General features: G+C 72.9%; 10 protein-coding genes. 1 reads left to right on the top strand and 9 read right to left on the bottom strand.

The annotated features are described in order from the left end of the window. Positions 1-165 precede the first annotated feature (165 nt). The 4 genes from WME82_RS05915 to WME82_RS05900 all read right to left on the bottom strand — a co-directional run bounded on the left by WME82_RS05915 (position 166) and on the right by WME82_RS05900 (position 4,357). Positions 166-1,314, bottom strand: a complete 1,149-nt coding sequence (locus WME82_RS05915) for a glycosyltransferase family 4 protein (RefSeq protein ID WP_438042019.1) — start codon at positions 1,312-1,314, stop codon at positions 166-168. Between the two features lie 4 nt (positions 1,315-1,318). Further along, complete coding sequence (locus WME82_RS05910; RefSeq protein WP_437867473.1) at positions 1,319-2,347, bottom strand: NAD-dependent epimerase/dehydratase family protein; 1,029 nt, start codon at positions 2,345-2,347, stop codon at positions 1,319-1,321. 85 nt (positions 2,348-2,432) lie between these two features. Further along, a complete protein-coding gene (locus WME82_RS05905; protein ID WP_438042018.1) occupies positions 2,433-3,662 on the bottom strand; it encodes a glycosyltransferase family 4 protein in 1,230 nt (409 codons plus the stop codon). A 260-nt stretch (positions 3,663-3,922) separates the two neighbouring features. Next, positions 3,923-4,357: a hypothetical protein gene (locus WME82_RS05900; protein WP_438042017.1), complete on the bottom strand. Its 435-nt coding sequence runs from the start codon at positions 4,355-4,357 to the stop codon at positions 3,923-3,925. A 307-nt stretch (positions 4,358-4,664) separates the two neighbouring features. Here WME82_RS05900 and WME82_RS05895 point away from each other — a divergent pair, with 307 nt between their 5' ends. Then, positions 4,665-5,132: a hypothetical protein gene (locus WME82_RS05895; protein ID WP_437867452.1), complete on the top strand. Its 468-nt coding sequence runs from the start codon at positions 4,665-4,667 to the stop codon at positions 5,130-5,132. A 49-nt stretch (positions 5,133-5,181) separates the two neighbouring features. Here the strand turns inward: WME82_RS05895 and WME82_RS05890 are convergent, their stop codons facing one another. The 5 genes from WME82_RS05890 to WME82_RS05870 all read right to left on the bottom strand — a co-directional run bounded on the left by WME82_RS05890 (position 5,182) and on the right by WME82_RS05870 (position 12,741). Then, entirely contained in the window at positions 5,182-5,820 is a 639-nt protein-coding gene (locus WME82_RS05890) for a lysophospholipid acyltransferase family protein (protein ID WP_437744524.1), read from the bottom strand. A 182-nt stretch (positions 5,821-6,002) separates the two neighbouring features. After that, entirely contained in the window at positions 6,003-7,451 is a 1,449-nt protein-coding gene (locus tag WME82_RS05885) for a GuaB1 family IMP dehydrogenase-related protein (protein WP_437744523.1), read from the bottom strand. Positions 7,452-7,576: 125 nt separating this feature from the next. Next, entirely contained in the window at positions 7,577-8,893 is a 1,317-nt protein-coding gene (locus WME82_RS05880; RefSeq protein ID WP_438042016.1) for a glycosyltransferase, read from the bottom strand. A gap of 57 nt (positions 8,894-8,950) precedes the next feature. Beyond that, complete coding sequence (locus WME82_RS05875; protein ID WP_438042015.1) at positions 8,951-10,129, bottom strand: glycosyltransferase family 4 protein; 1,179 nt, start codon at positions 10,127-10,129, stop codon at positions 8,951-8,953. After that, a complete protein-coding gene (locus tag WME82_RS05870) occupies positions 10,126-12,741 on the bottom strand; it encodes an efflux RND transporter permease subunit (RefSeq protein WP_438042014.1) in 2,616 nt (871 codons plus the stop codon). The genes WME82_RS05875 and WME82_RS05870 overlap by 4 nt, the downstream gene beginning before the upstream one ends. Positions 12,742-12,804: the final 63 nt, after the last annotated feature.

Here is a 12,804-nt window from a genome sequence, read left to right as displayed (position 1 = left end):
AATCATGATGAAACTGCTCCGCGCTTCGGTCTCTGCTGTCGCTTCGGGCCTGCTTCTCTCCGCGCTGCCTGCCGCCCTGGGAGGGTGCAGCGCACCGGCGGCGGGAAGATCTTGCGACCCGAGACGGCCGCCGCCATGACCTCGAACCGCGGTCTACGGCCCCGCTCAGCCGTGATGTTCGTCCCGGGGCTCGGGACGCGAGGCGTCGGCCGTTGCGAGCTGCGCATACAGCGCGGCGTACTCCGCCATGATCGTCCGGCTCGCATAGCGGCGCACGGCGCGCCGGCGCGCGGCCTCGCCGAGCTGCGCCCGCAGGGAAGGGTCGTCGCGCAGGGAGCGGAGCGCGCCCCGCAGCGCGTCCTCGTCTCTCGGCGCCGCCAGGAGGGCCACCCGACCGCCCTCGCCCTGGATGACCTCCGGCACCGCGCCGACCGGCGTGACGACGCAGGGCAGGCCGCTGGCCATCGCCTCCAGCAACGCGTTGGGCAGCCCCTCGCCATGGCTCGGTAGGCAGAAGACGTCCGCGTCGCGGTAGACAGCGGGCATCGCGTCTTCGGGCACCTCGCCGAGCAGGCTCAGGCGGCCCTGCCGCTCGAGCTCCGCGAGCGCCTCGTCGAGGCGGCGGGACGGGCCGGCAGCGCCGCCTGCGTCGCGCGACCCCGCCAGCGCGAGGGTCAGGCCCTCGACCGCCAGCACGGCCCGCGCGAGCTCCAGGACCCCCTTCTGCGGCGTGACGAGCCCCGCGAAGAGCACCCGCAGCGGCTGGCCGGGCGAGCGCGGCGCGGCGGCGGGGTGGAAGCCGCCGGTGTCGACCGGGTTCGCGATCCGGAGGACGCGGCCCCCTGGAACCAAGGCCTGCACGTAACACCGCAGCTCCTCCGAGAGCGTGATGACCGCTGCGGCGCGGCCCAGCACGGCGCACACGGCCTGCCGAGCCGGCCACGGCAGGGCCCGATGCCAGGCGATGATCTGCGGCGACAGGCGCAGGTGGAGCACGGCCGGCACACCCGCGCGGCGGCACAGCTCCACCGCGAGGCCGTCGCGCGCGGTCGCCCAGAACAGGGTGGTGCACAGATGAACGACATCCAGCCGGCGTCGCGCGAGCAGCCGGTGAAGCGCAGCCAGCGCTTCGCCCGCGCGGACCACGCGCGCGGGGCGAAGCCTGCTCGTCGGATCGGTCGAGGCGGCTCGGGGCGAGGTGTCGATGACGTCCGCCTCGATGCCCGCCGCTGCCGCCGCGTCGAGGTAGTTCCGCATCCACCGCGTGATTCCGCCGGCGGGCGGCGGGAGGGGGCCCCAGAGCGCGACGCGCATGTCCCTAGAAGCGCGCGTCGGCCTCGATCTGGGCCCAGCGCTCGCGGAACCACGCCACGGTGCGCGCGAGCCCATCGCGCAGGCCCGTCTGCGCCTCGAAGCCGAGGACGCGACGGGCCTTGTCGGTGGACGCGACCCGGCGGCGCTGCGTATCCCACGCCCGGCGCTCGACGAACCGGACGCCGGCGCGGTTGCCCGTCAACTCGTTGATGGCTCTCGCGACGTCGAGGATGGCGATCTCCTCGCCCGACGCCAGGTTGAACGCCTCGCCCGAGGCGGACGCCGCGGTGCCCGCGCGGAGAAAGCCATCGACGATGTCACCCACGTAGGTGAACGAGCGGGTCTCCTCTCCCGTCCCGGTGATCGGCAGCGGCTCGCCGCGCAGGGCCCAGTAGACGAAGTTGGGGATCACATTGCGGTATCGGCCAGGGACCTCGCCCGGACCATACGAGTTGAAGGGGCGGACCCGCACGGTGCTCAGCCCTTCGTGGCCGGCCGGATGACCGCAAAAATAATTGCAATAGAGCTCGCCGAGCAGCTTGGTGGCCTGGTAAGGCGTGTGGACATCGAGCGCGAGGTGCTCCTCGTGGACGGGCCGCGGCGGGTCGCTGCCGTAGGGCGCGCACCCGGACGAGGCGAAGACGACGCGCTGCGCCCCGCTGCGCCGCGCGTGCTGCAGCACCCGCAATGTGCCGAGGCCGTTGACCTCGAGATCGCGCTCCGGGTTGTCCACCGAGTTCTGGTTCGCGAACAGCGCGGCGAGGTGGAAGACGTGCGATGGCTGCTCCCGGAACACCGCCGCGAGCAAGCCGTCATCAACGACGCTCCCCTCCACGAAGCGCACGTTGCGCCGCGCCGGGACGCCCCAGCGGGAGGAGGAGGAGAGGTCGTCCACCACGATCACCTCCGCGCCCGCGTCGGCCAGGGCCGCCGTGAGCGAGCCGCCGATCGCGCCCGCCCCACCGGTCACGATGATCCGCCGGTCCTTGTAACCCTGCATGGTGCCCACCGCTGTGCCTGTCGTCTCGCCCATGGAACGATGCTCACCGCAATGCCCCGGTGCATTGCGTCCTTCGGTCCCCCCAGCCTCGCGCCGGCGCCCGAGGGCGCCGGCGTCCTCACGACGATGCTTCACCCGCTGCGCGCGCGAAGATCTCCTCATAACGACGCACGAGCGGCTCGCGCGTGAACCAGCGAAGGAAATAGAGCCGGCCGGCCTCCCCCATCGCGCGCCGCGCCTCCGGCGTCATGCCGTGAAACCGCCGCACGGCGTCCGCGAGCGCCGCCGGGTCCTCGGGCTCGCAGGCGAGCCCCGCCCCGCTGCTCCGCACCAGATCCGCTGGATCCCCGCCCGCCGCGACGAGCACCGGCCTGGCCGCGGCCATGTAGGCCGGGATCTTCGAGGGAATCGTGATCTCGAAGCGCGGATCGCGCCGGAGGTGCGCGAGCACCACATCGGCCAGCGCGAAGAAATGCGGCATGCGCTCATGGGGTTGCTGGCCGATGAAGACGACGTTCGAGAGGGCCCGCGCCGCAGCTTCGCCCCGGAGCCTGAGCGCGTCGTTCCCGTCCCCGACCATCACGAACCGCACGTCGGGGAGGTCGCGCAGCCGATCGGCCGCGTCGAGCACGCTGGAGAGGGCCTGGGCAGAGCCCATGTTGCCGGCAAAGAGGACGACGAACCGCCCTGACAACCCGTGCTCCGCTGCGAGCTGCGGGTCGGGCTCGACCGGCCTGTAGATCCGATCGTCGGCCCAGTTCGGGATCAGGTGCACCTTGTCTGTGGAGACGCCTCTGCGGGAGAGCTCGCGCTCGAGCCCCGGGCTGATGACGGTGATCGCCGCAGCGCGCCGGAAGAGGGCGCGGTTCACGCGATCGATGCCAGCGAATACAAGCCTGTTGTCGAGCATGCCCGAGGCCGCCGCGGTCTCGGGCCACAGATCCTGGACCTCATAGACCCACGGTATCCGGCGGAGCGCGGCGAGCCAGGAGGCGGCGAGGGCGTGGCTCGGCGGGGGATTGTGGACCCAGGCGACGTCCGCCGGCCCGGAGAGGGCGGTCCCGAGCAGCGCGGTCGAGGCAGCGAAGCTCGCGTAGTTGAGCGTCCGCCGCACGCGCGATCGGCTGTGATCAGGGTAGGTCGGGAGGCGTATCACCCTGGTGCCGCTCGCGTGCTCCACGTCCCAGAGGCGCTGTCGGTACCCCGGATAGGTGCGGCCATGCGGGTAGTTCGGGAACGCGGTCACCACCGTCACCTGGTGCCCGCGCTCGGCCAGCGCCTCCGCGAGCAGATGGGGGCGCGCGATCGGCTCTGGGTGATACCACTGCGACAGGAGGAGAATCTTCACTCACCGCACTTCGATGCACCGGCGCTCGCGGGCATTCACGTGATGCACGGTGGGCGGCGCCGACATGTCGCCGCCGGGTCCGACGGCCGGCGCCCGCCTCGATGAGACGGGCGACCATCACGCCTCGACAGCATCACGAGGGGCGGGGGGCGTCACGGTGATGTCGCTGGCGCCGCGGGTCGCGCCAGACGGCTGCGACTCGCCCGCCGGGAGCGGCTCGAGCAGCACTGCGAAGATGCACCCCCGGCGGAGCCGCCGCGTCAGTACTCGACGTCCTGCTTGAAGATGAGCTCCGAGGACGGCGACCCGGGATTGGCGGTCTTCTCGAGGCTGATGACGAGCTCGAACCGGGTGAGCGGCACGCTCACGTCCTTGAGCTTGCCGGTGCGGGCATCGGGGTCGAAGGTGAGCGCGCCGATCCGCTGCCAGGGCGAGTCGCTGTCCGGGCGCGCCCAGACGACGTAGGCGGTGCCGCTCGAGTCGAGGCGATCGGGCGGCGGGAGGTCCTTCACGTTGATGTCGAGGCGGGTCATGGCCGCGTCGAAGTTGACGTCGGCGATGATCACGGCGTCCGCGCCCGGCGCCTTCCCCATGCCCTGCGGCGTGTAGCGCAGCGGGCCGCCGCAGCCCGCCATCAGCGCGCACGCAAACGCCACGACAGCGAGCCGCAGCACCCTGGAAACATGTCCTCTCATCTCGGTAGCTCCTCCTTCGTCTCTCTGCTGCGGGCGAAGACGCCTCGCGAGCCGCCAGCACCGGCCGGCGGCCGAAACCGCCGCGGCATCATAGCCGCTTTCGGCCACGCCGACGGCGCTCGACGCAGCAGGAGGCGGCCTGGCCCGCCGGACGTGCTCGACGCGCCGGAAACCCCGCCGCCTCGCGCGCCCGGCCGGCGAGGCGCCGTCCGCGAGCGCAGCTCACGCCCCCGGCGTCGGGGAACGGAGCGGATCGGACGGATCGCGTGGCGGAGCGCCGCCCATAGACTAAAGTCTCGAAATCGAGATGGATTTGGCACACACACGGCTCGGAGCTCGGGGCGATCGCTGGTCGACCGGGCGGGGAGTCCTCGATGTTCGAACGCCGGCGTCCGACGTCGTGACGAGGCGCCTCGAGGGGTACGCGTCGCTCGATCTCATCGAGCCGGCGATCAGGCACCTGGAGACCCTCGTCGAGGCGGGCGTGCACCCGGTCGTGTTCGACGATTTCGAGCTCGGCACCGGCTATGACAGCGACGTCCGGGCCAGGCTCACGGCGTGGCACCTGCGGAACCCCGGCAAGCTGAAGGAGGTCCATATCCTCGTGCGGCCGGGGCTCGTGGCCATGGGCGTCACGGTCGCCAACCTCGCCACGGGCGGCCGCTTCAACGTGTACACCGACCGCTCCGCGTTCGAATGGGCGCTCGCGGGCGTGCTGACGACGAGGATCACGGCGGGGCCCGCCTCGTCGGTTCGCGCGCCGTCCCTGCGCTGACGAGCGCACCCGGCGGCGCGCACGCGGCTCGCGCGCTGCCGACCCGAGCTCAGGGGTGCTGCACGGCCCCGTTCGCCGGAGCACCCCTGGCGCCGAGCGTGATCTCGCTCATCCGCTCCGGGTGCTTTCCTTCGATACCCTCGTAGAGGCGGCGGATCGCCGCCATGTCGGCCTCGATGTCGCCCGTCGGGTGGAACACGTGGAGGATCCCGCCCCGCTTGCGGGGGAAGTCGAGGTATCCGAGGAGGATCGGGACGCCGGCGCCGAGCGCGACGTAGTAGAAGCCCGTCTTCCAGCGCTTCGTGCGCGAGCGCGTGCCCTCGGGCGCGATGATCAGGATGAGCTCGTCGCGCTCCTTCAGCACGTCGACCACGGCCGCGACGAGGTTGTTCCGGTCGCGGCGGTCGACGGGGACGCCGCCGAGCCACTTGAAGAAGAAGCCGAACGGCGGCTCGAAGAGCGTGTGCTTGCCGAGCCAGGAGAACTCGAGGTCGAGCACGTAGCTGACCGCGAGCGTGAACGGGAAATCCCAGTTCGAGGTGTGGGGCGCCGCGATGATCACCGCCTTCGACGGGAGCTCCGCCATGCCCTCCACGCGCCAGCCGAACACGGACAACCAGGTGCGGCCGACGAACCGGCGAACGGCGCGGCGCGCGGCGGAAAAACGTGGAGCGGGTGCGTTCGGCATGGAGGACCTCGACGGTAAGCAGCCGGAGGTTCGTCGCTGCCCGGGTGGAAGTCACGTCACCTTTCCGTCATCCCGCGCCGCGGCTCGCGCGCATGGGAAGCATGGCGCGATGAGCGCGTCGCGCGCTGCGTCGCGCGACGTCAACGCCGCGCGATCAGCGCCGTTCGATCGACGCAGCTCGCTCAACGCCGCTCGATTCCATGCGGCTTGCCCTCGCCGTAGCCCGCCAGCGTCTGCACCCCGATGACGGCCTTGTCGTGGAGCTCGTCGAGGTTCGCCGCGCCGGCGTAGGTGCACGCCGACTGCACGCCGGTGATCATCTCGATCAGGATGGCGCCGACGCTCTCGCGCCCCTCGTGGATGTAGATGCGCGACGTCGAGATGCCCTCGCGGAAGAAGGCCTTCTTGGCGCGCTCGAACGCGTCGAGGTCCGCGGTGCGCTCGCTGACCGCGCGGGCGCTCGCCATGCCGTAGTTCTCCTTGTAGAGCAGCCCGTCGCGGTCCTCCATGACGTCGCCCGGGCTCTCGTACGTGCCGGCGAGCGTCGTCCCGACCATGACGCGCGAGGCGCCGGCGGCGAGGTAGAGCGCCACGTCGCGCGGGTGACGGACGCCGCCGTCGGCCCAGACGCGCTTGCCGTGGCGGCGCGCCTCGCGGGCGCACGCGAGCACCGAGGAGAACGTCGGGCGGCCGGCGCCGGTCTGCATGCGCGTCGTGCACATCGCGCCGGGGCCGACGTTCACCTTCACGATGCCGGCGCCCGCCTCGATGAGAGCCCGCGTGCCCTCCGCCGTGCAGACGTTGCCGGCCACGAGCGGGACGGCGTCGCCGACGGCGCCCCGCACGGCGCGGATCGCCTCGATCATCCGGCGCTGGTGGCCGTGCGCGGTGTCGAGCACGATCGCAGAGACGCCGATCTCGAGCAGGCGCGCGGCGCTCTGGGCCGCCTGCGCGGAGATCCCGATCGCCGCCGCGACCATGAGCTCGCCGCCGCCGTCGAGCGTCGGCTTGAGCAGCTCGAGCCGCACGGCGTCGTCGCGCGTCAGCACGCCGTGGAGCCGCCCGTCCCCGTCGAGCACGGGGACCGCCTTCACGCGGGCGTCCTCCATCAGCAGGAAGGCCGTCCGGTTCGGCGTGCCGGCCGGGATGGTGATGAGGCGCGGCGACATGAGCGCGGACGCGGGCGTGTACTGATCCCGGTCGCGCAGGTCGGCGTGGGTGACGATGCCGATCGGCCGCCGCTCGTCGTCGACCACGACCACCATATCGTGCGATCGCTTGCGGATGATGCCGTGCACGTCGCGGAGCGTCGCCCGCGGGGAGACCGAGAGGGGCGTGTCGTAGCGCGGGTCGGCGCGCTTGATGTGGCGGACGATGCGCTCGACCGTGTCGAGATCCATGTCCTGCGGGAGCACGCCGAGGCCGCCGAAGCGGGCCATCGTCTCCGCCATCCGCTTGCCGGTGACCGCGTTCATGTTCGCCGAGACGATCGGGTGCGAGCCGCCAGGGAAGTCCGCCGGGCGCAGGTCGGTCTCGAGGCGGGAGCCACCGGCGAAGTACCCGGGGGTCAGGAACACGTCTTCGAGCGCGAGCTCCAGGCTCTCGTCATGCTCGGGGTGGAGAAAGCGCATGCACAGCTCCGAGGAAGGGGGATGGCGCCGTGAAGGCGGCGCGGCGCGCGCCAGTCTAGTGCCTGACGGCAGGGCGGGGTCGGCGCTGGTTGCGCGACGGCCCCCTCCCCGCCGGGCTACCCTGTTCAAGCAGGCTGGCGGGCGCTACGCGCGGTCGCGTCGGTGATGACGCGGTCCAGGATCGCGGCGACGCTGGCGGCGGCCGCCTCGGACGACAGCTCCGCGGGCGGAGGCGCCGGGACCGGCAGCGCGCCCGTCTCCCGGAAGCGCGCGAGGTGGCGCGCGAGCGCGGCGGCGATGCCGTCCGCGTCGTCCGGCGCGACGCGCGCGTTGTCGCTCCGGTACGAGAGGAGCTCTTCGACCTCGCGGTTCGCGGTCACGCTGACGACGGGCATCCCCGACGCGGCGTAGTCGTAGGTCTTGGCCGAGACGCGCAGCACGACGTGGGGGCTGAGCATCGCGAGCAGCACGTGCGCCCGCCTGAGCTCGCCGAGCACGTCGCGCTGCGGGACCGGGGGGAGCGCCTCGATGTACGGCGTGAGCCCCATGCGCTCGAAGCAGGCGCGATCGTGGTCGGACATCCGGCCGATCTGCCGGAGGACGACGTCCTCGGGCGCGAGCCGCTCGCGGTCGATGAACCGCCGCAGCGCGGCGCCTATCTGGTCCGCCGAGGCCTCCTCGCGGATCGTGCCGAGGTGGAGCACGACGAAGCGGCGGGGCGGCTCCGGCACGGGCGGCGGCGCGTACAGCGCGAGATCGAAGTGGTTGCGCACGAACGAGGACTTCGACGAGAGCTCGGGGAAGCGCGCGCGGTAGACCTCGAGCGCGGCCCGCGTGTTGAAGATCACGTGGTCGGCGCCCTCGAGCCAGCGACGCTCCAGGCGCGGGACGATGGCGCGCCGCGCCCGCTCGGCCAGGCCGGACGGCGGCCCGCTCCCCGTCTCGTGCAGCGAGTACGGGTCGCGCATGTCGAGGACGAGCGGCACGCCGAGCGTCCGCTTCACGTGGAGGCCGACCGGGCAGGCCGAGTACGGCCCGGCGCTCACCACGACGGCCCGCGCGCCGGTGCGGCGGGCCAGGGCCACGGCCGCGCGCGCCCCGCGCGGCGCGTGCGCGATCCAGCGGTCGGTGATCGCCTGGAACGGGCGGAGCCCGACGAGCGGCCCCGCGCGCCCCGCGGGGAGCGGCGCCCGCGCGCGGAGGGCGCGCAGCGCGGCGCCCGCGGCGAGGACGGCCGGATCGAGGTACTCGTCGAAGACCTCGACCTCGGGCGGCAGCGCGGCGAGCAACCCGTCGTCGCGCGGATCCTCGGGGAAGGTCCCCGACAGGACGGCGACGCGGAAGCCGTGGCGCGGCAGGTGCCGCGCGAGCTTCACCCAGCGGAAGGCGCCGACGCTCGTCTGGGGCGCGAAGGCGGGGGAGATCAGCAGGAAGGGGCGCACGATCGATCCTCTCGCGTCCTCTCGCGTCGTCTCGCGGGCAAGCTGGCGTCCACGACGTCAGCCCTCGCCGCGCACGCCGCGCTCGAGCAGGTCCGCGTAGAGCGCGAACAGCGCTTTGAAGTGCTCGTCGCTCGTGGGCAGCCGCTCCCCCGCGGCCCGCGCCGCCGCGACGCGCTCCTCCCGCGGGCGCGCGAGCACCCGCTCGATCGCGGCGGCCACCTCGCCCGGCGAGGCGCGCGGCGCGTACACCTCGGCGGCGCCGGGCTGCACGAAATCCAGCGCGGCGCCGGCGGCCGGGACGACGAGCGGCAGGCCCGAGCACAGCGCCTCGCCCAGCACGAAGCCGAACGTCTCGGCGGCGCCCCCGTGGACGAAGACGTCGGCGCTGGCGTGCAGCGCGGCGTAGGTGGCGCGGTCCTTGGCGAAGCCGAGGAAGGTCACCTGCGGAAGGGCGGCCGCGCGGCGCTCGAGCCGCGCCCGCTCGGGCCCGTCGCCCAGCACCGCGAGGGCGACCGGGCGCCGCGCCGCGAGCTCCCGCGCGGCGTCGATCACGAGCGCGACCCGCTTCTCGACGGCCAGCCGGCACGCGACGAGGAGCAGCGCGGCCGAGGGCTCGTCCGCGAACCGGCCGAGCAGGCTGCGGCGCAGCGCCGCGTCCGCGCGGGAGGGGTCGAAGTCGCCGCGCTTCACGCCGAAGGTGACGCGGTGGACGCGCTCGCAGCCGTGGCTGCGGAGCTGCTCCGCGATGAACGCCCCGGGGGCGATCGTCGCGTCGAACCGCCGCGACAGCGCGCGCGGCCAGGCGAACAGCGCGCCCTCGAGCGCCCGGGCGACCGCGCGCGGGCGCACCCGGTCGAGCAGCGGCGCCGCGTAGGTGCTGATCTGATCCGAGTGGTACACGAGCGTGCGGAGCGGGACCTCGCGGGCGCTCGCCGCGACGAGCGCGGCCGTGTACGGCGCGCTCGCCTGCACCACGTCCGGCGCCTCGCGGCGGATGATCGCCCGCGCCGCGCCGAGCCGGAGGAGCGCGTGGTAGGTCGGGTCGTACGGCATCGGCGGGCCGGCCACCCGCACGACGCGGCCCCCCTCGAGCGGCACCACCTCGTCGCGCGGCCCGGGCGCCACGACGACGATCTCGTGGCCGCGCCGGCTCCCCTGGCGCACGAGCTCCTCCAGGTACGACCGCACGCCGCCCCCGCGGGACGAGAAGAACTCCGCGACGTCGAGGATCTTCACGAATGGTTGCTCCCGCGCAGGAGGAGGCCGCCCTTCCACGAGCGCCGCATCCGCGCCGAGCGGTTCATGACGTGGAGCAGCGCCGGGAGGAACAGGAGCGCGCACGCGACGCACGCCAACTCGCCGCTGACCGCGACCCAGCCGAACGAGTTCAGCGCCTGGTTGTCGGCGAAGATGAGCGACCCGTAGCCCAGCACGGTCGTGTAGCTGCAGAGGGCCACGGGGCCGGCCGAGCGCTTGAGCGCGAGCGACACGTCGCCGCCGAGCAGCCGCGCGCGATCGAAGACGTTGAAGGGGTACTCGCAGCCGATGCCGAACGTGATCGGGAGCGCGATGAAGTTCAGGAAGTTGATCTTGACGTCGAGCGCCGCCATGGCGGTGGCCGTCGCGAGCACGCCGAGCACGAGGGCCAGGAGGACCGCGAGCGCGCCCGCGATGCTGCCCGTCGCGAGCACCACGACGGCCGTGACCGCGAGGAGCGAGGCCGCCGTCGCCAGCGGACCGTCGCGCTCCATCGACCGGATCATCTCGGCGAAGACCGTCGGCCTGCTCGCCGTGACGACGTGGGTCCCGTCAGGGAGGACCACGTCGCCGGTCGTGTCGGCCATCCGCAGGAGGTTCCTGCCGTTCGAGAACGAGACGTTGTTCTTGTACTTCACGTAGAACACCGTCCCCACGACGCCGTTGTTCTCCTCGAACCTGCGGCGGATGAGGTCGGGCAGGTCCTTCGGGCCGATGACGCGCAGCGCCTCCGGCGGCTTCATGCTGAGGACGCGCTCGCGCTCCTCGGGGCTCAGCGCTTTCAGCACCCGCGGGGTCAGCCGGTCCCGGATGCGCTCCAGGATCTCGATCTTCCGCTGCTGCTCCTCGGCCGTGCCGGGGAGGGCGTCGGCGATCGTCGCGACGTCGGCCACGAGCTGGCCCTGCGGATCCTTCGCGTCGTTCGCCAGGATCTGCGCCTTGATGGCCGGCACCTGCTCGGGGGTGTCCGCGAGCATCATCGCGCCGGCGACGTTCATCTTCCCGCCGAAGACCTCGGACGCCTTGAGCGACCAGCTCCCCGCGCCCTTCTCCCGCGAGCTCTTCGAGCCGAGGCGCGCGAAGTTGTACTCCCAGGGATCCCGGATGTACGCGGGGAGCTTCCACGCCGCGAGCGCGACGATGACCGGCGCGACCGCGAGGAACGCGAGCGGCCACCGCGACGTCACGCGCGCGAGCGCCCGCGCGCTGGGCCCCGCGGTGCCCTCGTCCGAGACGCGCGGCGCCGGATCGCGCATCCAGCGCGGGAGCCTCGCCTGGATGCGCTCGATCGCGACGAGCGTCGCGGGCACGAGCGGCACGATGGACGCCCACACCATGAACATCCCGACGAAGCCGATCGTGCCGAACTGGCTGAACCCGCGGAAGTGCGTGATCGTGAGCGATCCGTAGGCGATCGCCGCCACGCTCGCCCCGACGAGCTCGGCGCGGAACGCGTTGATGACCGCCTCGCGCCGCGCCTCGTCCGCGGGCATGCCGCGCGCGCGGAAGTCGCGGTACCTCGACAGGAGCACGATCGGGTAATTGACCCCGTTGCCGACGATGATCGCCCCGAGGAAGGCGCCGACCGTGTTGACGTAGCCGTAGGTCAGGGTCGCGAACGCGTACCCCGCGCTGGCGCCGAGGGCCGTGGGGAGCAGGATCACCACGAGCGACCAGGGCGAGCGGTAGTAGATCATCACGCCGCCGACGATCAGCACGAGCGCGATGGCGGTGGCCCACACCGCCTCGCTCACGAGCGACTTCTGCTCGGCGATGGCGTTCGGGATGTCGCCCGCGTACCCGACCTGCATGGCCGGGTGGAACGCCGCAGGATCGAGGCGCGAGACGAGCGCGGTCACCTGGTCGAGGAGCTCCGCCGCGCGGCGATCGCCCATCCCGGCGCTGCGCGAGACGATGCGGAGCGCGACCATGCGCCCGTCGGGCGTGGCGAAGTAGCCGCTCGGGAACTCGTCGATCTTCTTCAGGCGCCGCTGGAGCTCCTGCCAGGTCTCGTCGAGCGACAGCCCCTTCTGGGCCGGCGCCGGCGTCGCCGCCGCGCCCGCGTCACCGCCGGGCGCCCCGGAAGCCTCCAGATCCTCGATGAGGCCGCTCCGCAGCGCGAGCTCCAGCTCGATCGCCTCGTCCGCCGCCTCGAGCTCGCGGACGCTCGCGTAGAGCCACTTGTTCGCGTCGAAGAAGCTGCGGACCTCCTTCGTGCCGGACTCCACGTAGCGGATGAGCGCCGGCGGCCCGCACGCCGCCCGGCAGGCGTCGTCGCCGCACGCCGCGGCGCAGGCCGCGCGCTTCCGGAGCGGCTCGTTCAGCTGCTCCGCGAGCGCGTCGATGAACCGCTCGTTCGCGCCGCGATCCGGCGACTCGGCGATGACGATGAGCTGCGCTCCACCGTCCACGCGCTGGGCCTGACGCTCGTAGGCCTGGAACGCCGGGCTGTCGCTCGGCAGGAGCTCGCGGAGCTCCGTGCGCAGCTCGAGCCGCGACGCGTACCCCCATAGCCCTGCCATGGAGAGGAGGGCGAGCGCGATGACGAGCCAGGGACGGCGCCCGCTGATATCGACGAGCGCACCGATCATCCTGAGGAGCATTCGAAGGACACCTCGAAACCGGGAACACCTCGAAGCGGCCGCGTGCGGGCC

The sequence above is a fragment of the Sorangium sp. So ce128 genome (genome assembly GCF_051525245.1).
Lineage (GTDB): Bacteria > Myxococcota_A > Polyangia > Polyangiales > Polyangiaceae > Sorangium > Sorangium cellulosum_B.
Note: the sequence above shows the minus strand (reverse complement) of the source record. Positions and strands in the feature narration are given on the sequence as shown.